Raw genomic sequence first — 22345 nt, 5'->3', positions numbered from 1 at the left:
GTAAACCGGCAGGGATGCCGGTTTAGCCGCCCCGCGCCATGGATGGCGCGTGGCGGCGCCCCCCCAAATCACTGGCGGATTGCGGGCACACCGAGCCTAAGCGAGGTGCCGAGTGGTGGGGCAAGAGCCTTTTGCTTACTTTTGGGCTTTTCAAAAGTGAGCCGCTGTAAAAGCCAGCCCTTTCAAGGTCTTCTGTAAAATCCCCTGAAATTCATTCAGGGGGTACCTAAACGATGTGGGCGGAAGTTCTAGCGCGTTTCGAGAAAAAAGCACCTGCCAGTGTCATGGCCAAACTGGCGCTGCAGCAGGCTATTGCCCCCGAGTGGATTGATCAGGTTTTCGAAGAACACCGGCAACGGCAGTATTCTCGTGAGCTATTGTTCTCGACCATCATCAAGCTAATGTCCCTTGTTTCATTGGGCTTGAAGCCATCTCTGCACGCCGCCGCGCGACAACTGGAGGACCTTCCGGTCAGCCTGACGGCTCTCTACGACAAGATCAGTCGTACCGAGCCTGCTCTGTTGCGCGCCCTGATTACGGGCTGTGCACAGCGCCTGGCTCCAACCATCCGGGAGCTGGGCTGCACGGCGATGCTGCCGGGTTGGCAGGTTCGGGTAGTGGACGGTAATCACCTGGCATCCACTGAAAAACGTCTGGGAGCTTTACGCAACGAGCGCGGCGCCGCTCGTCCCGGTTTTTCGGTTGTTGCATACGATCCCGATCTGGATCAGGTCGTCGACCTTCAGGCGTGTGAGGATGCCTACGCAAGCGAGCGCGTTTGTGTGCTGCCTTTATTGGCCAATGCCGAGCCAGGCCAAGTGTGGCTGGCTGACCGGCTTTATTGCACGCTCCCGGTTATGGAGGCTTGTGAGCAAGTCCAAACTTGCTTTGTCATTCGTCAGCAAGCCAAGCATCCACGCTTGATTCAAGAGGGTGAGTGGCAAGAGCCAGTACCTGTGGAAACTGGCACTGTGCGTGAGCAGATCATCCAGGTCAAAGGCGGTTACCAATGTCGGCGTGTCGAACTGACGCTTCATTCGCCAACGGACTCCGGCGACAGCAGCTTGATGTTCTGGAGCAACCTGCCTGAGAGCGTCATTGCGCAACAGATCGCCGAACTGTATCGCCGCCGCTGGAGCATTGAAGGTATGTTCCAGCGACTGGAAGCGATCCTGGAAAGTGAGATCGAAACCCTTGGCAGCCCAAAGGCTGCCTTACTGGGGTTTGCAACGGCGGTATTGGCTTACAACGTCCTGGCTGTTCTCAAACGCAGTGTTGAACAAGCTCATCGGGATACCCAGCCTGAAGGATGGGAAGCCTCGATTTACCATTTAGCGGTTCAGGTCAGGAGTGGATATGAGGGAATGCAGATTGCGCTGCCCTCGGAACATTTTCCTGTCATTCCGTTGGAAAAACTGGCTCAGCACTTATTGGCGCTTGCCAGAAATATCCAACCTAAACAAGTTGCGAAAAGCCCCCGTGGCCCCAAGGTACCCAAGCCCAAAACATGGGTTAAAGGCACCGCGGTGAATGCGCATGTTTCAACGGACCGGATAATCAAGGCTGCCAAGACGAAAAGACCTTGAAAGGGCTGGCTGTAAAAGCGGAACCCTAAGCGGCCGTTACCGCAGGTGGATATGTATTCGGTATAGGTATAACTGTGTCGACTGGCAGGCCGCTATCGCAGGCAAGCCAGCTCCCACATTTGGAACGCGGTGCGTCAGATAGACCAACAGGCTAAATCACCAGATAAGCCCGGCCCATATGGCAGGTGAGATTGGCGCCGACTTCGGCGTTGCCCAGGTTAATGCCCAAGGCGCTGAGCAAGCCATCCACAATCGGGTCTAGTATTGGCGACAATACGCTTTTGATCGCGGTGACCAGCGTATTGGTGATGGTGGAGAGTAAACCCGAGACCGCCGGCAGGATTCCACCCGGAGAGCTTCCGGCTGGGGGAACGTAATTCACTTGAATAGCCCCTAAGGTATTGACCAATCCTTTGACCACTTCTGTCGAGGGAGGAACAGATTTATAAGTGGGTGTCAGATTCATATCGTTGACTGGAGAAAACACTAGAGCTTGCTCCCCCCCGCCAACCTTTGCGTGAACAACCGATAAGGATAAGCTCCCACCTACACCAGCCTTACGTGGGCCACAGCCGAATATTCCCTTGCATGTCTGCACACCGATATCAACAAGTGCTACTGGTTTCACATCAGCTTCCACTGCTGAGGAAAATGCCTGTACCGGATCCACTTTCCCTACCGACACATCTGCAAGCGCAGTCTCAACCTGAACGGTCAGTGATTTCGCCGCATTGCTCGCACAATTGAAATCCGTGACATGACTCTTCGCGCTGGCCACCTCGATATTGATGTCCAGGCCGCTCAACAACTGAACATCCGTATGGTCACAAGGCTTTAAAATCAGGCACAAGAGTGGATCCAGCAGGCTCACCAAGTTTAAATGCAGCAAGTTATTCACGACACCTGTCACCGGCGTCGTTATAGCGGAGACCGCAGACGTCAATCCATTGATACCGTTCAGCACGGGCAGTTGAACAGACACCAAAGTCCGCACTTGCGCAGTGCGTACAAAAATCTGATCGGTCGGCGGGCTCTTTTTCAAACCTTCCTTGGCCAACAACGGATTGCCAATCGCCGACAGCTGCGGTGGCTCAATCACTTTAGTCTGGATCGAAACGTTACCGACCAACGGAATGTTCAGTTGCGCCGCCGCACTCACCGCATTCTTGCTACTGGACAACTGCGCTACCGCTTCCAGCAGTTGAAACAATTGCACGTTGCTGTTCAGCGCCGCTGTCGGCGTGCCGGTGGCGATGTCGACCAGGTCTCCCACCGTTAACAGCTTGCTGTTAGGTGCAATGGCTTGAATCGAAATCACGTCATTGATGACTGCCGTGGCCGCCGCGCCGTTTTTCTGCAAGACCTTCACAGCAGCGTCGATCAGTTGAGTCGCCGAGACCGCGGTACTGAGCAAGGCATCGTAGTCACCGGCCTTCACGTTCAGGTTGATCGCTAGTTGGTCGAGGTAACTGAGCAGGTTGACGTTGGTCTGCAGCAAGCCGTTCCAACCCGCCGCCGTGAGCGAAAGGTTGCCGCCGAGCAGGTTGCCGATCACCAGGTTGAGCAGCGGGGATTTGCCTGAATCGACGCTGGCCAGGCTGCTGCGGATCGACAACTGCGCCACGGGCGGCGGTGTCGCCGCGACGGCGGTGGCGCTCAAGTTGATCTGCGGGTTGATCGGCGCGCCGCTGAACAGGTTCCACAGGCCATTGGCGATGCTGGTCAGGACGGTGCGCGAGGCCACCACGCGGATTGCGTCACTCTTGGTGGCATCGGCGCTGAACACACGGGTGTTGAAGGCGTTGGTCGCCAGGGTGCCGCATGTCACCGCCAGGGTGCTGCCATTACCGACCACAAAACCGTTGCGCGCCGCATTTTGCGTGGCATAGGCGTTCGCGGTGGTGTTGGTACCGCACTGGCCACCCAGACCAGCGGCTTCCAACGCCGAGGTGTCGGCGACGGATTGCAGCTTGCGCTTTTCCAGATACAAGCGCCCGCTGTCGACCGCCAGCAACGTGAACACCAGAGCCAAGGCCAAGGTGCCTGCCGCCATCAAGCCTATTGCACCACGCTGTCTGGAACCGAATCGGGGAGACATCGAAGCACTCCTGCGCTAACTCTCCGTTGCACTGGAGTGTAGACAAGGCTTCAACAGGTTGCTGGCAACTCGCCACATTGGCGACTGGCGGAGATGCCCAGAATGTCGGCCCCCTAATACAACTCAGCTAAGCGAACGCTATGCTCAAAACACTGAAGATCAAATGTGGGAGCTGGCTTGCCTGCGAAAGCGGTGTGTCAGTCACTGAAGCAGTGAGTGACACACCGCTTTCGCGAGCCAGCTCCCACAGGGGTGAGGGGGGGTGATCAGCGCGGCGGGTAGTTGGAGAGGATCTTGGTCACAGTGCTGCGGATGGCCTTGTTGCGATCCTCGGGGTTTGGCGTGCTGGCCATCATTTGTTCGTCGCTGCCGCGCCACACCAGTTTGCCGTCCTTGCCGTCGAGCAGGTCGATCTGGAGGGTCGCCACTTTGTAGGTGATATTGCGCGTTTCGTTGTACATCGGCGCGCCCCAATAACCATTCCACGGGCCGCCCCAGGCACCGCCATAGTTGGTGGTGACTTGCTGCTGGCGGTCTTCGACAATCAAATAGGCCTGCACATTCAGGTCTGCCTTGGTACCCGCCGCCGCAGGACGCAAACCGCGCTGATCCAGCTGTTCGCCCACGGCCTGGCGGATGCGTTGCTCGGTGAGGTCGCTCTTGATTCGCGGGTCATCGGGACGGTACTGCAACGCCGGGTCTTTCCAGGCCCAATTGCGATAGGCGCCGAAGTCTCGGCTGGCGTCGAAATCATGGTTGACCTGGTTGCTCTGGCAACCGCCCAGCAACATGACAACAGCGAGTGCAGCGATGCGACGAAGCATGGTGTTCTCCAAAAAACAACGTGGGCCTGTAATGAGAATAGCTGCTAACTGGGCGGATAGGCGGCCATTGCCTTCTGCATCGCCTTGCGCAAGCTATCGGCGCGTTCGCTCAGGCTGCCCTGGCTGGTGGTTTCGGCGCTGGTGCTCCACACCGGCTGGCGGGTGCGCGCATCGAACAGGCTGATACGCGCCACGGCCACTGTCACTTCATAGGTACGCACCACAGGCACGCTGTTGTACATGCCATAACCATTGCCATAACGGTTGTAGCCACCGTAGCCATACCCGTAATCATCCTGGACCTGGCGCAGGCGTTTTTCCAGGCGTACATCAGCGCTCACCAGCAGGTCGGGCGCACGCTTGTCATGCAAGGGACGCAAGCCACGCTGGTCGAGAGCGCTGCTGACCGCCTCGGCAATCTGCGCCGAATCGGCCCAGGCCGTACCCGCCGGCAACTGGCCGTTGAGCCAGCCCCAACTGCGGTAGGCGCCATAGTCGCGTACCGGCGCGGGGTAAGCGCTGGCATCAAAGGTAGTGGCTGCCTGGGCGGGCGCCGGCGGCATCGGTGCCGAACTGGCGACGTAAGGGTTGGGGCTCGAACAAGCCCCAAGACCTAAAGACAACAGGATTAAACCGAGACGACGCATGTCGACCTCCCACGCTGGGCCGCTTAAACCGGGCGGCAGATCCAGTGCAAATATCGCCCAAGCCCGGCAAAGCTTGGGTGACGACGGTGAGCGAGCTCCATCTCCAACAAGTCCTGCAGGTTGGCGCGCGCCTGGAATTCCACCGGCATATAGTCGTGGAACACCCGCACGCCACTTTGGCTTTCGACCTGCCACAGCCCTTCGAGTTGCGTCGCCAACTCCCGTGGGTCCAGGGGCTGTTGCGGCGTCAGGCTCTGCTTTTCGCCGGCCATGTCGTTCTTGCGCATTTTGCGGAAGTGGCCTTTGAGCAGGTTGCGGTAGATCAACGCATCACGGTTGTAGAAGGCCAGGGACAACCAGCCCCCCGGCAGCGTCAGTTGGTGCAGCACCGGCAGGATGGCGTGGGGCTCGGCCAACCACTCCAGCACGGCATGGCACAGCACCAGATCGTAAGGCTCGGTGAGTTGGCCGAGCAAGTCCTGCCACGGTGCATGAATAAAGGTCGCGGTCTGGCCGGCGTCAGCAAAGCGCTGACGCGCCCCTTCAAGCATCGGCGCAGCGGGTTCGGCCAGGGTTACCTCGTGGCCGTGCTCGGCCAGCCACAGCGACATATGCCCCAGGCCTGCACCGATATCCAGCACGCGCAATGGGCGTTGCGGCAAGGCTTCTACCAGGTCGGCCTGGAGCACCGCAAGGCGAATCGCGCCCTTGGCGCCGCCGTAGATTTTTTCGGCAAAGCGCGTGGCCAACTGGTCGAAATGACGATCACTCATGGGCAAACCGCCGTTCGCTATCGGCCAGTTTGGCGCGCACCACTTCGTTCATATCCAGGCCCAGTTCACTGCACAGCAGCAGCAGGTACAGGACGATATCACCGACCTCCTGGCCCGCATGGGCGAGTTTATCGGCGGGCAGTTGGCGGGATTGGTCTTCGGTGAGCCATTGGAAGATTTCCACCAGCTCGGCCATTTCCACGCTGGCAGCCATGGCCAGGTTTTTCGGGCTGTGAAACTGTTTCCAGTCATTGGTATCGCGAATGCGGTGCAGGCGTTCGGTGAGGTGTTCGAGGTTCATGCGGGGGCTCCTGAATGGGTATAGCTTACCCCATGACGGGACGCGGAGCGTCCCAGGCGGCGTTCCCACGCAGAGCGTGGGAACGATCAGCGATCAGTCGACAACGCTGAATTCGAGCCTGGCGGTTTGACCGGCTTCATCCAATACGCTGAGCTGATAGCGGCCCAGCCGTTCAAAACTGGCATTGATGCTGTCCTGATTGGCGCTGTCGCCCAACGGCGCACCATTGAGGAACCACCAACGCCGGCCACTGCCGCCCAGGGCGGAGATGTTCAGGCGCAAGGCTTGCTGACTGGCAGCGGGCAGACGCAATTGATCGCCCTCGCGTACGCCTACGATGGACAACGGCGATGACGCGGCCAGCGCCGGTGGCGGGCAGTCCGGGTCAGCCGGCGGGATGCGCGCTTCGCGGCGTTCAACCCTGGGTAACCAAGGCTCCAGCGGTGCCGGCCATAGGGCAATGCTTTTGGAGGTTGCGCCAGGACAATGGGCATCGACCCGCAAGCCTTTGGTGTTAACCCAGATGCTTTCCATCAAGCCCACACTCAAGGGTTGATCCAATGCCTGCAAGGTCGGCGGCGTGGTGTTGTCCAGGGTCCAGGCAAAACGCTGGCGGCGGCAGTTGGGGTCGCTGCGGCTCATGGGCTGGCCCAGCGGCCAACAGATCGCCGCCACGCCGATATTGGCAGGCACCGGTTTGACCGGCACACTGATGCCGCGCTGGCTGTCGCGGTTGGTCAGCACGTCGTGCACCTGCAGCATCAACGGCGCTGCCGACGCCAGGCCGAATTGCCCGGGTACCGGCGTGCCATCGGGCCGGCCGATCCATACGCCGATCAGGTAACGCGGGCCTACGCCAATCGCCCAGGCATCGCGAAAGCCGTAGCTGGTACCGGTCTTCCACGCCAGCACCGGGCGTTGGACCAGCTCGGCACGCGGGTCGCGGTCGGGCCGCGCCTGGCCGCTGAGGATGCGCCGCACAATCCACGCGGCGCCGGGCGACAGCAACGGCCGCTCCCTGAGCGCATCGTCCGGTTGCAACCGCAGGGTGGCGCTCTTGCCATCGCGGGCCAGGGCGCTGTAGCCACTCACTAGGTCCTCCAGGCGACTGCCCGCACCGCCGAGAATCAACGCCAGGTTCGGCTCGGCCAATGCCGGCAACGCCAACGGCACGCCACCGATGCGCATCTGCGCGGCAAAGCGCTTGGGCCCGTAGGCTTCCAGCAGCTGCACCGCCGGCAGGTTCAACGAGCTGGACAACGCCGTGCTCGCCGGCACTGCCCCGGTAAAGCCCATGGAAAAGTTGCCAGGGCGGTAGTCACCATAACGTCGAGGCACGTCCTGCAACAGCGATTCGGAGTGAATCAGGCCGTCGTCCAACGCCATCCCGTAGAGAAAAGGTTTCAAGGTGGAACCGGGCGAACGCAGCGCGCTGATCATGTCCACATGGCCAAAGCGCTTGGTGTCGTTGATATCCACCGACCCCAGGTAGGCGCGCACCGCCATGCTTTCTTCTTCCACCACCAGGATGGCCGCCGAGGTGTGTTCCGGCAGGCGTGCGCGCCAGCCCAGCAACAGGTCTTCCAGACGGCGTTGCAGGGTGGCATCCAGGGTGGTGCGAATCAGCGGCGGGCTGTCGGGGCGGTTCAGCCGGCGTGCGAGCAGAGGCGCCAGGCTAGGTTCCAAGCGTGGGGCGAGCAGCAGGGGTTCTTCCAGGGCTTCATCAACCGCCGATTGCGGCCATACCTGAAACTCGGCCAGGCGGCGCAGCACTTTGTCGCGGGCCTCCTGGGCGCGCTGCGGATGACGGTCCGGGCGCAAACGGCTTGGCGCCTGGGGCAACACCGCGAGCAACGCGGCTTCGGCGTGAGTCAGCTGAGACGGTGACTTGCCCAGGTACGCCCAGCTTGCCGCCGCCACGCCCTGCAGCGTGCCGCCGAAAGGTGCGCGGTTCAGGTACAGGTTGAGGATTTCGTCCTTGGACAGGTGCCACTCCAGCTGCGCGGTACGCCACAGCTGGCGTAACTTGCCGTGCAGGGTGCGTGAATGTGGGTCGAGCAGGCGCGCAACCTGCATCGACAAAGTGCTGCCGCCGGACACCACCCGCGCGCCGCTCAGGTTTTGCCAGGTCGCACGCACCAGCGCCAACGGGTTTACGCCGGGGTGCTGGTAGAACCAACGGTCTTCATAGGTGAGCAACGCGTCGAGGTAATAAGGCGATACTTCGCTGGTGTGTACCGGGTAGCGCCATACGCCATTGGCATCGGCAAATCGCCACAGTGGTGTGCCATCTTCGGCCAGCACTACCCGGGCCAGGTCATCCTGGGGCAGGGGCAAGGGCCAGATACGATCGGCCAGCCATAGCAGGGCAACCACCAACACCACACAACCCAAAGCCCAGCGCAATAACTGTGGGAGCTGGCTTGCCTGCGATAGCGCAGGATCAGTCAACTTATCCACAACTGCCCCACCGCTATCGCCGGCAAGCCAACTCCCACATTGGGCCGCGTACATTCGGACGTGATTAAACTAAAACTCAAACGGGCAAACCTCTATGCTTGCAGGGAACTCGCCTGCGTTATCGACAACCAAAGGCACAGTTACGCCCACCTTCTCATCAGGACACGCACATGCAGGTAGAAAGCTTTTTCGAATGGTTGGGCCAGGCGCTCGGTTCCGTCATCCGTTTTATCGTCGACGGGCTCAGCGGTTTGTTCGGGGCCTTGACCCACGCCGGCGGCAACTTTATCGACGGCCTGTCACGCGCCTTGGGCATGGACACCTCGATCATCAGCATCATTACCCTGATTGTCGGGTTGTTGTTCCTCTACTCGGCGGTACGCGCCTTTATGCGGGCCTCGATTATCGTGGGGATCATCTGGCTGATGCTGGGGCTGTGGTTGCTGAGTTGGGTTGTGCACTGACGGGCAAACGCTCGATTCCCCCTGTAGGAGCGAGCTTGCTCGCTCCTACAGGGATCGAACCATTGTCTTTCAGCGGCCCTTGATCACCATATCCACCGGCGTCTCGCCCACCGCCTGCCAGTTCGGCCGATACATCGACTCTACCTGCGGCGGCGGCACGCGGTAGGTTCCCGGTGTCACCGCGCGCGCCAGGTACAGCAAGTGCGTGGTGCCATAGCCATCCAGATTCATCGCGGCCACATAGCGATCGTCCCTGAACTCCTGATGCTTGAGCGAGGCATTCTGCATCGACTCACGCCACTCCTTCACCTGGCTGCTGGCGTTCTCCAGGCTCGCCGCGCTTTGGGCCAGGTTCTGGTTTTCCAGTTCCAGGCCGGCAGGCAACAGGTCGACCACCAAGGCATCCGGCACCCGTTGCTTGGCGCTGACCGCCAAGTGCACCAGCACCAGATCACCGCTGTTGAGGTTACGCAGGTTCAACGGCTGGCCGTTCATGCCCAGGTATTCGCGGCGGATACTCAGGTTGTTGCCACCGGCCGCTGGCGGCACTTGTGGATAACCCGAGACCGTCAATTGCTGGTACACCGGCGCTTCACCCTGATTGCTCAAGGCCAGGTCGCTGGACAACAACTTACCGTCCAACTCCAACGTCGATTGCTGGTTGTTCAACTCGCGTACGCCACCGCTGCCGGTGAGCGACACTTGCCAGTTCGCTTGCGGCTTGGCGAACCCGAGGCGCCCGGCCAGGAACAGGGAATTACGCTCCTGGGTCGACAGGTACGGGCTGGCGGCCAACTGATCCGACAAGGTGAACAACCGCTCCTCGCGCTGGCCCTTGGCCAAGTCGTTCTCCTCCAGCAACGCCAGGATCATCGCCTGGTCGCGCAGCGGGCTACCGTAGTCGGCCAGCCACTCATTGGCATTGCGCTGCGCCGCCAAGCCGGCCAACAACGCCTGATCCGCACGGGGCTGGTCACCCATTTTCTGCAGGGCAATGGCCAACTGCACCAGCGGTAAGCCGGAGCGTGCGTCGCTGCGCCGTTCGAACAGGCTGCGCAACGCGCCCAATGGCGCCTGCTGACTGCGCGCCAACACCATGCCGGCATACGCCTGCACGGCAAACCGGGTGTGTTCGGCGTTGTCGCTGTAATCCACCTCGATCAGATTACGTTCCTGCACATACCGCAACAGGCGCTCGCTGGCCTTCTTCAAGGCTTCAGGCGGGACGGCAAAACCCTGGTCGCGGGCGCGCAGCAGGAAGTCGGTGACATAGGCGGTCAGCCAATATTCTTCCTCGCCATCGGCGCCCCACAAACCAAAGCTGCCGTTGTAGCGCTGCATGCCCAGCAGGCGCTCAATGCCCAACTCGATCTTGCGCTTGCGCTCGGCATCCGGCTCGCCCTTGATACTCAGGCGCTTGAGCAGCGCGTCGTCGGCGTACAGCGACGGGTACAAGCCACTGGCGGTTTGCTCCAGGCAACCGTAGGGGTACGCCTTGAGTGCACTGATCTGCGCGCCCAGGTTCAACGGCGGCCGGCTCGACAGGCTCAACAACGCCTCACGTCCCGATGCATCGAATTGATCCAGTGCGCCCGACGGCAAGCTCCACGGCTGATCCTTGAGCACTGCGCGGTAATGCTTGAGCAAGGCCGGGTACGCCGGGCGTACGCCCAAGGTCCATTCGCGGCTGAACGGCGGCAGGTTTTCACCCGGCAAGTCCAGGCCGTTGACGGTGACCGTGACCTTGCCCTGGCCGAGCCCGCCCCAGGCTTGTACCGGAATACGCAGGGTGGTGCGCTGACCTTGCTTGAGCTCAACCGATTGCGCGCCACTGTTGACCAACTGCAGCTGACCTTGCGCGGTCAATTGCACATCGAGTTTCTGGGCCTTGCCCGACAGGTTGGAGAGGTCCAGGGCCAAGGTGGTCTGGTCGCCTCCTGCCAGGAAGCGCGGCGCCGACAACTCGGCAATCAGCGGGGCGGCGATCACGGTCTTGCCTTCGGCCATACCGTAGCGATCATCGCTCCAGGCTTGGGCCATCAGGCGCAGTTCGCCGTTGAAGTCGGGAATATTGACGCTGACTTCACCCTCGCCTTTGTCGTTCAGAGTCACCGGGGCGCTTTGCAGGGCAACGATGGTAACGCTGGTGTCCGGGCGCTTGCCGCCTTTGGCCAATGCCGCGTCGCCACCAAATGCCAGGCTGGCCAGGCGCCCTTGACCGGCTTCGATCAGTTGCCCATAGATGTCGAATTGGTCGACGCCATAGGCTTTGCGGCCAAACAGGCTGGCGTACGGATCGGGCGTTGGGTATTCGGTGATATTGAGGATGCCCACATCCACCGCCGCCAGCAGTACGTGCACCTGTTGGGGCACGCTGCCATCGGCGTTTTTGGCGGCGATCTTCACCGTCAGCGGTTGTTTGGGGCGCATTTTTTCTGGCGCGGTGAGGGTCAGGCCGAGTTTGCGCTGGGTACGATCCAGCGGCAGGTGCAGCAAGCCCACGGCGCGTTTAGGCGTGATGTTGGCTTTGCGCTCGCCCGGACGAATCACCAGGGCGCTTACATACAGATCGTGGCGCGACCATTTCGGGTCGAGCTTCACCGCAAAGCTTTTGCCTTCGGCCGGCACGTCGATTTCCTGCCACCACAGCGGACCTTCGGCAGACTCCACCAACAGGTAGCCTTTACCGGCAGCCGGTGGCGTGACGGTGACGTTGGCGGTGTCGCCATCACCATAGGCGGGTTTGTCCAACGCCAGCTTGACCTGGTCGGGGCGCACAGCACCGCCTTCGGTGTTGTCCTGGGCCTGGTAGCCGGCCCAGAAGCGCAGGCTGCTGACCAGCCCGGTCTGCGGGTCTTCGACTTCCACGCGGTAAGGGCCCCACTCCACCTGGAAGCTGACCTTGGCGGTGTCGCCAGCCTTGATGTTCAGGCTCTGCTCATCGAGATTGAGGAATTTCTCGTTGAAGTGGTAGCTCCAGCCGTCATTCTCCGAGTAGTTCCAGTAGTAGTCGCGGCGCTCACGCACCAGGCGCACCTTGAGGTCTTGTGCGGCCAGTTTCTGACCGTCCTGGTTGGCCACCAGCACTTCGAATTCCACCGGGCCATCGCCGTTGGTTTCCTTGCCATCAAACAGGCCACGCAGGCCCGGCAACTGCTCGGCCGGCCAGATCGGCTGCACCAGGCGCCGGGTAATCGGCCGCCCGCCGGACTCTTGCAGGCTGGCTTGCACGATCAGTTGCAACGGCGATTTGGCCTCGGCCCACTTGCTTTCCAGGGTCAGCGCTTGCTCGCCATTGGCGTCGAGTACGCTTTCGTCCAGCTCGAAATCCTGGCTCAGCTCTTCTTCCGTGACGGAACCGAACTGGTAGCCCGGCAGGGATTTGACCGCCTCACGCAGTGGGCGCACGTACACCTGGCCACTGACGCGGTTACCGGATGCGGGCGCGCCGTAGAGGTAACGACCGTTGACCTGGATGACCGGGTTATCCGCCGGGCTCAACGCCGTGTCACTGCCCTTGAGTTCCAGCGCCAGGCGTTCGGGCAGGAAGTCTTCGACGAGAAATTCATACAGTTGCGGCTTGCCGTCACCGAGGTCGAATACCAACTGCCAGCGACCGGTCGGCGCCTCGCCGGCCAGTTGCAACGGGTATTGATACAGGCCGGACGCGTCGGCCTCCCACACGAACTTGCGGCTCACCTGTTCATCCGGGCGCCGTACTTCGACGCTGACCGGTTGCGGCTTTACCGCCTTGCCATCCTTGTCACGCAACAGCGCGTTGAGCAGCACGGTTTCGCCGGGGCGATACAGGTCACGCGGGCCGAACACAAAGAACTGCAACGGGTGAGAGGGCTGCCCGCCGATATCGAACTCGGCGAGGTCCAGCGCGGCGCTGTCCAGGCGCAGCAGGCTGGTTTGCTCGCCCTGCTTGGCCAGTAACACCTGGGCTTTTTTCGGCAGTGGCAACTCGGCGTGGCCACCGTCTTCGGTCTTGCCCTGTCCGAGCACACGGCCTTCGGCATCGAGGATTTCCAGTTCGACGCCGTTGAGTGCCTTACCGCCTTCCAACGCCTGGGTAAACACATCCAGGCGATTGGCATAGCGGTGCACCGACAGACCGATATCACTCAAGGTGAACAGGGTGGCCGGTTGCGAATAGTTGTAGGTGCCCGAAGCACGCATCACCGCCAGGTACACGCCCGGCTGCTGCAACTGCTTGAGGCCGGCAATCGGCAGCAGCAGGGTTTCGCGGGTATTGCGCGCCGGGTTCAGGTCGAAACGCCCGCCGTAGACCAGCTCGGCCATCGGCAGCAGTTCACGGGACTCATAGCTTTGCAGGCTGGTATTACGCCCCCACTGCGCCAGGAATGACGGCAGGGATTCGGGTTTGATCCGGAAGAATTCCACGTCGATCTTGTCGACGTTCAACGCGATCACCGGCAGGCCCTCGGCCAGGCGCGTCGGCAACAGGGTGCCGCGGCTGGCGAAGCCGACGGTGGCTTGCAGGTCGCGGGTTTCCAGGCGGGCGCTGTATTCGGCGGCGAGGGTGTTGCCGTTGACTGCCTTCACCCCGGCGTCCACGGTCAGCACCAGTTTGCGCTGCGGTTCAAGGTGGCGCAGGCGCAATTCCATCAGGTTATCGGACAGTTCCCAGGCGCCATCGACCTTGCCGGACTTGCTGTCTACCAGGTGCAGCTTGTCGGCGAACTTCTGATCCGGATCCAGAGGAATGGAAAAGCTCACCGACAAGGTGCTGGCCCCGTCCAACTGCACCTCGGACACGTCCACCACGCTCAGCTCGCGCCCGGCATAGCGTTGCTTCAACGCTGCCACGTCCACCGCAGCTTTCACCGGCTTCGGCGCTGCCGCCACAGTGGGCGCAGGCGGTGCAGCGGGTTTATCGGAAGAATCGCAAGCGCTCAGCAGGGCCAGCGCGCAGGCCAGGAACAGTCCTTTGTTAAGCATGGGGCACTCATAGTCAGAGGGAACCGAGGGGTGAACTATATATCAGCGCCGACCAAGCCGCTGCGGCACCGGTCACATTGACCGACGGAGGGGCGGTTGGTTCTTGGTGGAGCATGAAGCCAAGCCAAATCCCACAACCATTGGCGATCAAGATCAAAATGTGGGAGCTGGCTTGCCTGCGATAGCGGTGGGTCAGTCACCGGATGAGTTGGCAAAGAGTCCGTCATCGCAGGCAAGCCAGCTCCCACATTGGGCCTGCTGTACAACTGATGGCCGGGTACAATGCCGCTCCCCCGAAGGAGACTGCATGTCCACCTTATTGTCCGACTGGCGCCACCGCCCTACCCACCGCCGCGTCTGGGCCCTGGCCGCGCCGATGATCCTGTCGAATATCTCGGTGCCCTTGGTAGCCCTGGTCGACAGCATGGTCATCGGCCACCTGCCCCACGCCCATCAACTGGGCGCCGTGGCTGTCGGCGCCAGCCTGTATACCTTCCTGGCGTGGGCCATGGGTTTCCTGCGCATGGGCTCCACCGGGTTCGCCGCCCAGGCCGCCGGGCGCAACGATGGTGCGGCGCTGCGGCAAATCCTGTTGCAAGGCTTGCTGTTGGCGCTGGGGTTGGCGATGTTGCTGGGCACGGTCGGTATTCCCCTGAGCCACCTGGCTTTGGAATGGATGCAGCCCTCCCCTGAATTGAACCAACTGACCCGCGAGTTTTTCCACACCCGTCTGTTCGGTCTGCCCGCCGCCCTCGCCAGCTATGCGCTGGTCGGCTGGTTCCTCGGCACTCAGAATGCGCGGGCGCCGTTGGCGATTCTGCTGACCACCAACCTGGTCAACATTGCGCTTAACCTGTGGTTTGTACTTGGCCTGGACTGGGGCGTGGTCGGCTCCGCCCGTGCCTCGGTGATCGCGGAATGGACCGGCGCCCTGCTCGGCCTGGCGCTCACGCAAAAAGCCCTGCGCGCCTATCCGGGGCATATCGCCTGGGCCGCGTTGAAACTGTGGCAAAGCTGGCGCCCGTTGCTGGCGGTCAACCGCGACATCTTCATCCGCAGCCTGGCGTTGCAGTCGGTGTTTTTCATGATCACCGTGCAAGGCGCAAGGTTGGGCGATGCCACCGTGGCAGCCAATGCGCTGCTGCTTAACGGCCTGTTACTGACGGCTCACGCATTGGATGGCTTGGCCCACGCGGTCGAAGCCCTCTGCGGCCACGCCATCGGCGCCCGTGACCGGCAGGCGTTGCGTCGCTCATTGGTCGTGGCCTGCGGTTGGTCACTGATCGCCAGCATCGGCTTCGCCCTGCTGTTCACCTTCGGCGGCCATCTATTTATCGCCATGCAAACCGATATCCCCAGCGTACGCGAAACCGCCGATATCTACCTGCCCTACCTTGCGGTATTGCCGTTGATTGCGGTGTGGAGTTATTTGCTCGATGGCTTGTTTATTGGCGCAACGCGCGCGCGGGAGATGCGCAATGGGATGTTGCTGACGGTGCTGCTGGTACTGCCGATTGCCTGGGCGTTGCAGGGCATGGGTAACCACGGATTGTGGATCACCTTCCTGCTGTTCATGGCGGTGCGCAGCCTGACGCTGTGGGCAATTGCCTGGCACTTGAATCGGCAAGGGCTGTGGCTGGGCGGGAACTGAAGGAACGCAGACCCAAATGTGGGAGCTGGCTTGCCTGCGATGGCGGTGGGTCAGCCCCCTAACGGTTGCCTGACACTCCGCCATCGCGGGCAAGCCCGCTCCCACATTTTTATTACGAGGACAGGTACGAAGAACGGGTCAGGCCCAGGCGCAACGCATCCAGGAACTGGGTGCGCTCCGAGGCCGAGATCTTCGCACTGGCGCACTTGTCCCGGTAATGAGTCATCAACTCCTCCGGCGACAAGTGCACATAGCGCAGCATGTCTTCGATGGTGTCGTGGGTCTCGATCCCGGCGCTGTACACCGAACCGTCTTCACGCTGGTAGATGTTCACCGAGTCGGTGTCACCGAACAGGTTGTGCATGTCGCCCAGGATTTCCTGATAGGCGCCGACCAGGAAGATCCCCAGCAGGTAATCTTCGTCTTCATTCAAGCCGTGAACCGGCAGGCTGGTTTCGATGCTTTGCTCGTCGACGTATTGCTTGATCTTGCCGTCGGAGTCGCAGGTCAGGTCTTGCAGCACGGCGCGGCGCAGCGGCTCTTCGTCGAGGCGGTGCAGCGGCAGAATAGGCAGGACCTGGCCGATGGCCCAGGTATCCGGCAAGCTCTGGAATACCGAGAAGTTGCAGATGTACTTGTCGGCCAGCTTGTCATTGAGTTCGTCCAGCACCTGGCGGTGCGAGCGCTGGCGGGCTTTCAACGAGTTGTGCAGGCGGCGGCACACCGCGAAGTAGCACTGTTCGGCCAGGGCTTTTTCGGCCAGGGTCAGCTTGCCGTCGGCGTACTGGGCCGCCACATCGCTCATGTAGTGGGTGGCGCGCCAGTAGGTTTCGGTGACCATCTCGATGTCGGTCGGGCCCAGCAGGTCCACCAGCCATTGCACGGTTTCCGGCAGGCTTTCCTTGTTTTCAATGGTCGGGATTTCGTCGTTGTGCTTCTCGACGTCAGTGACCTGTACCACCAGCATGGCGTGGTGAGCGGTCAGGGAACGGCCGCTTTCGGAGAAGATGTTCGGATGCGGCAGGCTCTGCGCGTCGCAGAATTCCTTGAGCATGCCCACTACCACGCCGGCGTAGTCGTCCATGTCGTAGTTGATCGAACTGGCGTTGCGCGAGTGGGTACCGTCGTAGTCCACGCCCAGGCCACCACCGACGTCGATGTGGTCCACCGGCAGGCCGAGGTTGCGCAGTTCGCCGTAGTAACGAATGGCTTCCTTGAACCCGTGCTGGTAGTCGGCCAGGTTGGCGATCTGCGAGCCCATGTGGAAGTGCAGCAGGCGGATGCCCTGGTCCAGGCCGGCCGCGCGGAAGCGCTCGACCACTGACAGCAGCTGCGCTGCGGATAAGCCGAATTTGGATTTCTCGCCACCGGTGTCCGCCCACTTGCTCGATGCCAGGGACGACAGGCGCACACGCAGGCCCACCTGCGGCTTGACCTTGAGGCTCGCCGCCTCTTCGATCACCAGCCCCACCTCGGACTCTTTCTCGATCACGATGAACACGTTGTGGCCGAGCTTCTGGCCCATCAGCGCCAGGCGGATGAACTCACGGTCTTTATAACCGTTGCAGACGATGGTGCCGCCCTTCGGCGCCAGGGCCAGCACGGCCAGCAGCTCAGGCTTGGAGCCGGCTTCCAGGCCGATGGAGACGTTCTGGGTGGCAATGATGTTCTCGATCACCGCTTCTTGCTGGTTCACCTTGATCGGGTACAGCGCGGTGTACTTGCTCTGGTATTCCAGGCGTTCGATGTTGGCATCGAAGGCACCGGTCAATTGGCGCACGCGGTCTTGCAGGATATCGGGGAAGCGTACCAACAGCGGCAACGACAGGCCGCTTTTGCGCAACTCATCGACTTGCTCGTACAGGTCGACGGGCGTGCTGTTCGGGCCGTTCGGACGAACTTCTACGCGACCGGCTTCATTGATCGCGAAATACCCGGCCCCCCAATGGCGAATCCCGTAAACACTGCGGCTGTCCGCAACTGTCCATTGGCTGCCATCGTCTTTGCGTGTGCGTCGTACGGACATCGAAGTCCCCTATAAATGAAGGCGAAGGCGCCACCTCTCGCGGAGGCTGGCGCAGTCTAAAGAATGAAAATGACGATTTGCCTGCAAGGGAAGTAGACCCCACTGGCAGGACAGAGTTTAGCCACAGGTTGGGAAGAGGCTTTCAGCCGCCGGACTTCTTGGCCTTGTACCCGAGCTTGATCAGCTCGGCCAACAGCAACTCGACGTGATCGCCCTGGATCTCGATAACCCCGTCTTTCAACGCGCCACCGGTGCCACAGCGCTTTTTCAGCGAGGTGGCCAATTCCTTCAGGGCCTCTTCAGCCAGGGGCACGCCGGTGATGGTGGTCACCGTCTTGCCGCCACGGCCTTTGCTCTCGCGACGCACGCGGGCAATACCGTCGCCTTCAGGGATCAGAGTCTGTTTGCAGGTGCACGAATCCACGGGCTGACGACAGTCCGGGCAGTGTCGACCTGCGTCGGTGGAAAATACCAGGCCACCAAGGGCGGCGAAGGATGCGGCTTTTTTGGCCACCGGCAATCCTCTTGGGAGGATGAAGACTGATCGGCGCCGCACAAGGCGGTGACCGACCGCGAAGCCCCACTCAGGCAGGGGCAGCGCTACCGAACCGCTAATGTGGTTCGGGTGAAAAGGCGCGCAGTGTAACGGCAAAAAGCCGACTTGCTAAGAGCCAAATGGCGCCATTTTTTGCAACTTTAGCGACGCGAGGCCAGATAGCGCCGCAAGCCTTCCTGGGCGTCCGGGCAGTAGGGCTTTTGTTCGGCCTCTTGCTGGATGATTTCGATGCTTAAAAACCGCGCTTCCATGACCTCCTCGGGCTGCAGGCGCAGGGGGCCGTCCCAGACGGCAGAGTAGGATTTGCACCAAAGCCGACTGTCGCCATCCTCAAAATAGAAATGGTCATGTTCGGTCAAGGGCACACCGCTGACGCCCAATTCCTCTTCCAGCTCGCGGGCTGCCGAAACGGCATAACTCTCACCTTCGGCCACCATCCCACCCGCCGCCGTATCCCAATACCCTGGATACAACGCCTTGCTGAGCGTGCGCCGGTGCACACACAACTCGCCTTTGGAATTGAACAGGAAGATAAACGTGCAGCGGCCAATCAAGCCGCGCTGGCGCAGGTCGGACCTGACCAGGTGGCCGAGCAGGTGGTCCTGCTCGTCGACCCAGCAGATCAGTTCAGCATCGGAAGCCGCTCGGTGTGCGGCCTCCTTTTGAGTAGCGTCCATCATCAACCCTGGTTGAGGAGCTGACGCAAGTCGATCACTGCAGCGTTTGCCCGGGAAATGTAGTTGGCCATCACCAGCGAATGGTTCGCCAGTACGCCGAAGCCACTGCCGTTAAGAATCATAGGACTCCATACCGGTTCCTGCGAGGCCTCTAGCTCACGAATGATCTGGCGCACGCTGACGGTGGCGTTTTTCTTGGCCAGTACGTCGGCAAAGTCGACTTCGATGGCACGCAACAGATGGGACAGGGCCCACGCCTGGCCGCGCGCTTCGTAGAACACGTTGTCGATTTGCATCCATGGGGTTTCCACCACTTCTTCATCAACCTGCGGCACTTCACCCGGCGCCAGCGCCTCGGTTTTCAGCGCAGTGTTCAACTTGACCCGGCCTACGCTGGCGGACAGACGCTGGGACAACGAACCCAAACGGGTGGCCACATCACCCAGCCAGTTGTTGAGGTTGTCGGCACGCGCATAAAACAGCGCGCCGCGCTGGTTCGGGTCAGACAGGCGCGCTTCGTAGCGGCTCAGGGAATTGATGCCTTCCTGATATTCCGACTCACTGGAAGGCAGCACCCAGCTCTTGTTATCGAAGTTGAAGCGCGGCTCGGCCTTGGCCAAGTCAGCGTCTTCAGCCGACTGCGACTGGGAGCGGGCGAAGTCTTTACGCAGGGCGCGGGTAAGGTCACGCACCTGCACCAGTACGCCGTACTCCCAGCTCGGCATATTGTCCATCCACAAGCCCGGAGGGAAACGGTCGTTGGAGATGTAGCCGCCTGGCTTGTTCAGCAAGGTGCCGACCACGGTCTTGAGTGTTTCAACGGTGGTGTAACCCACCACCATCTGCTTGCCTTCCTTCTCGGCGGCAAGCTGGGCGTTTTGCTGCACCGGAAACAGCGCCGGCTCCTGGCTCCAGTACCAACCCAGGCCACCGGTGACCAGCAGGTACAAGCCGATGATGCTGAGCAACGCCCGGCTCATCAGCAGGTTGCGAAAATAGCTGCGGTTGGCCGACTTGGGCTCAGGGGCGGGGCCTTTGGCACTGCCTTCGCGGTTTTTCCAGTCCAGCATGGCGATATCCTTTCAATCACTTGAGTTCATGCACGTCAATTGTCCGGGTGCGTTCAGACATTCCGACCACAACCCTACCCCATCGTGCCCATCGGTGCGGGGCTTTTACACGAAAGTGGCGCACCGGGCCGCTTGGACTATAAAGGATGCACACCTTTTACGCTGGGCGACCAGCCGGTCAATAACTGAATCTTCGGCACGCAGACTTAATTGACGTATGACACTCATCTATCAGAAAAGAGGTGCTAGCATAGAGCCATCAGTCGACCTCAGCATGCACCCTCACAGTAGTCAGGATATGACCGAGTCAGAAGACCCCAGCCGCGAGCGTCTCAAGCAGCACTTTGCCCAGCGGGTAATTCATCAGGCACGTCAAATTCTTGAGATCTGGCAGCGCCTGCAACGCAGCGAGTGGTCGAACGCCGACTTTTCCGAACTCAGCGAAGCCAACCTGCGCCTGCAGCGCTTCGCCGAACGCTTCGAACAGCCCGAACACACGCAACTGGCACGGCATATCAGTGAGTCCCTGCAAGCCGTGGACGAGAACCGTGGCCGCCTGAGCAGCCAACTGATCACCGAGCTCAACCGCTTGATGCAACGCCTGTCCCGCACCGGCCTGCGCCAGGGCGACCAGCTTGAGCAAACCTTCCTGCCGCCGATGCGCAAGCCGATCTATGTGATGCTCGCCGACCATGACCGCGCCGAGCGCCTGGCCAAGCAGCTCGAATTCTTTGGCATGAGCGCCCACGCCCTGGACAGCGTCGCCGCCTTTCGCGCGGCCATGGCCGAGCGTTTGCCGTCGGCGATCGTGATGGACGTGGACTTCTGCGGCACAGGCCTGGGCCTGAAGCTCGCCGCAGAAGCCCAAGAGGGCCTGGAGCACAAGCTGCCACTGTTGTTTTTCAGCCTGCACGAAACCGACACCCCGACGCGCCTGGCCGCCGTGCGCGCCGGTGGCGAAGAGTTCCTGACCGGCACCCTGGAAGCCTCAAGCCTGCTGGAAAAGATCGAAGTGCTGACCTGCGCGGCCCAGTACGAACCGTACAAAGTGCTGATCATCGACGACTCGCGGGCCCAGGCGCTGCACACCGAACGCCTGCTCAACAGTGCCGGGATTATCACCCGCACCTTGATCGAACCGATCCAGGCCATGGCCGAGCTGGCGGATTTCCAACCCGACCTGATCATCCTCGACATGTACATGCCTGCCTGTACCGGCACCGAACTGGCCAAAGTGATTCGCCACAACGACCGCTACGTCAGCGTGCCGATCATCTACCTGTCGGCTGAGGACGACCTGGATAAGCAACTGGATGCGATGAGCGAGGGCGGTGACGATTTCCTCACCAAACCGATCAAACCGCGTCACCTGATCACCACTGTGCGCAACCGGGCGTCGCGTGCGCGCAACTTGAAGGCACGGATGGTGCGCGACAGCCTCACCGGGCTGTACAACCACACGCATATCCTGCAACTGCTCGAAGATTGCAGCTTCCGCGCCCGCCGCGAGAACAAGCCTCTTAGCTTTGCCATGCTCGATATCGACCACTTCAAGCGCGTCAATGACAGCCACGGCCACCCCATGGGCGACCGGGTGATCAAGAGCCTGGCACTGTTTCTCAAGCAGCGTTTGCGCAAGACCGATTACATCGGCCGCTACGGCGGTGAAGAGTTCGCCATCGTGATGCCCGACACCGACCTGGAATCGGCCTGCAAGGTGCTAGACGACATTCGCCGGCGCTTTGCAGAAATCCACTACCCCGCCCAACCGCAGGATTTGTGGTGCACCTTCAGCGCCGGCCTGGTGGAGCTGTGCGACGATTCCGACAGCCTGATGATGGCCGCTCAGGCTGACGAAGCGCTCTACCGCGCCAAGGACGCCGGACGCAACCGCGTGCAAGCCGCTCGCACATCAAAGCAAAGTGCCATCTTTTCACCAGAATCCACCGATTCGGTCATAACGCTGTAATACAAACGCAATAAATTCAGACGCTTATCTCTTGCCGTCGGTTGAAACCCCGCATGCGCCTGAAGCTGCTGACCAATCTCAATACCCTTCTGCTGGTGGCCGTGTGCCTGGCCCTCGGCGCGACGCTGTGGTGGTCGCAACGGGCACTGGAGCGCCCGTACTTGTTGATGGAGCGCTATCTGGGGTTGTCCCAGATCTTTCAAAACCAGGCTGCCCGTAACATCGAGGACTACTTGGCCAGCGGCGATGCCCTGCGCCTGAGCAGTGCCACCCAGAGC

Annotated in this window: 15 protein-coding genes; 4 read left to right on the top strand and 11 right to left on the bottom strand. The window is 61.1% G+C overall.

Going from position 1 to position 22345, the window contains the following annotated elements; translation table 11 throughout:
• Positions 1-284 precede the first annotated feature (284 nt).
• The gene (locus tag GH769_RS28115; RefSeq protein ID WP_153649982.1) at positions 285-1586 is read left to right on the top strand and encodes an IS4 family transposase; all 1302 of its coding nucleotides are present in this window, start codon (positions 285-287) and stop codon (positions 1584-1586) included.
• A 151-nt stretch (positions 1587-1737) separates the two neighbouring features.
• On the opposite strand, the gene GH769_RS28110 is transcribed toward GH769_RS28115, so the two are convergent.
• The 6 genes from GH769_RS28110 to pbpC form a co-directional block, all read right to left on the bottom strand.
• Positions 1738-3684, bottom strand: coding sequence for a pilus assembly protein TadG-related protein (locus tag GH769_RS28110; protein WP_032903177.1), 1947 nt, complete (start codon positions 3682-3684; stop codon positions 1738-1740).
• A gap of 266 nt (positions 3685-3950) precedes the next feature.
• Entirely contained in the window at positions 3951-4508 is a 558-nt protein-coding gene (locus GH769_RS28105; RefSeq protein ID WP_020302184.1) for a DUF4136 domain-containing protein, read from the bottom strand.
• Between the two features lie 44 nt (positions 4509-4552).
• Positions 4553-5155 carry a DUF4136 domain-containing protein gene (locus tag GH769_RS28100; RefSeq protein ID WP_014716740.1) on the bottom strand — a complete coding sequence of 201 codons (603 nt, stop codon included), beginning with the start codon at positions 5153-5155 and terminating at the stop codon, positions 4553-4555.
• Positions 5156-5178: 23 nt separating this feature from the next.
• Positions 5179-5928 (bottom strand): methyltransferase, encoded by a 750-nt coding sequence (locus tag GH769_RS28095; protein WP_032903179.1) that lies wholly within the window; start codon positions 5926-5928, stop codon positions 5179-5181.
• Positions 5921-6229 (bottom strand): MazG-like family protein, encoded by a 309-nt coding sequence (locus tag GH769_RS28090; RefSeq protein WP_003188211.1) that lies wholly within the window; start codon positions 6227-6229, stop codon positions 5921-5923. Before GH769_RS28090 ends, GH769_RS28095 begins: the two co-directional genes overlap by 8 nt.
• A 93-nt stretch (positions 6230-6322) precedes the next feature.
• Complete coding sequence (pbpC, locus tag GH769_RS28085; RefSeq protein ID WP_153649981.1) at positions 6323-8635, bottom strand: peptidoglycan glycosyltransferase PbpC; 2313 nt, start codon at positions 8633-8635, stop codon at positions 6323-6325.
• Between the two features lie 224 nt (positions 8636-8859).
• Here pbpC and GH769_RS28080 point away from each other — a divergent pair, with 224 nt between their 5' ends.
• Complete coding sequence (locus tag GH769_RS28080; RefSeq protein WP_032904012.1) at positions 8860-9153, top strand: hypothetical protein; 294 nt, start codon at positions 8860-8862, stop codon at positions 9151-9153.
• Between the two features lie 69 nt (positions 9154-9222).
• On the opposite strand, the gene GH769_RS28075 is transcribed toward GH769_RS28080, so the two are convergent.
• Entirely contained in the window at positions 9223-14118 is a 4896-nt protein-coding gene (locus tag GH769_RS28075; protein ID WP_032904013.1) for an alpha-2-macroglobulin, read from the bottom strand.
• Positions 14119-14425: 307 nt separating this feature from the next.
• On the opposite strand from GH769_RS28075, the gene GH769_RS28070 reads away from it, so the two are divergent.
• Positions 14426-15769: an MATE family efflux transporter gene (locus tag GH769_RS28070; RefSeq protein WP_020302187.1), complete on the top strand. Its 1344-nt coding sequence runs from the start codon at positions 14426-14428 to the stop codon at positions 15767-15769.
• Positions 15770-15881: 112 nt separating this feature from the next.
• Here GH769_RS28070 and speA read toward each other — a convergent pair whose 3' ends face one another.
• The 4 genes from speA to GH769_RS28050 all read right to left on the bottom strand — a co-directional run bounded on the left by speA (position 15882) and on the right by GH769_RS28050 (position 20098).
• On the bottom strand, positions 15882-17795 hold the full coding sequence (gene speA, locus GH769_RS28065; protein ID WP_153649950.1) for an arginine decarboxylase: 1914 nt from the start codon (positions 17793-17795) through the stop codon (positions 15882-15884).
• A gap of 142 nt (positions 17796-17937) precedes the next feature.
• Entirely contained in the window at positions 17938-18309 is a 372-nt protein-coding gene (locus tag GH769_RS28060; RefSeq protein ID WP_003188201.1) for a translation initiation factor Sui1, read from the bottom strand.
• A 182-nt stretch (positions 18310-18491) separates the two neighbouring features.
• Positions 18492-19028: an NUDIX hydrolase gene (locus GH769_RS28055; protein WP_014716735.1), complete on the bottom strand. Its 537-nt coding sequence runs from the start codon at positions 19026-19028 to the stop codon at positions 18492-18494.
• Positions 19029-19030: 2 nt separating this feature from the next.
• The gene (locus tag GH769_RS28050; protein WP_003188197.1) at positions 19031-20098 is read right to left on the bottom strand and encodes a DUF2333 family protein; all 1068 of its coding nucleotides are present in this window, start codon (positions 20096-20098) and stop codon (positions 19031-19033) included.
• A gap of 298 nt (positions 20099-20396) precedes the next feature.
• On the opposite strand from GH769_RS28050, the gene GH769_RS28045 reads away from it, so the two are divergent.
• A complete protein-coding gene (locus tag GH769_RS28045) occupies positions 20397-22067 on the top strand; it encodes a PleD family two-component system response regulator (RefSeq protein WP_019818274.1) in 1671 nt (556 codons plus the stop codon).
• The last annotated feature ends 278 nt before the right edge of the window (positions 22068-22345 follow it).

The sequence above is a fragment of the Pseudomonas sp. CFSAN084952 genome, from assembly GCF_009648855.1.
Lineage (GTDB): Bacteria > Pseudomonadota > Gammaproteobacteria > Pseudomonadales > Pseudomonadaceae > Aquipseudomonas > Aquipseudomonas paracarnis.
The sequence above is the reverse complement of the archived record's forward strand: the minus strand, read 5'-3'. Positions and strand labels throughout refer to the sequence as shown.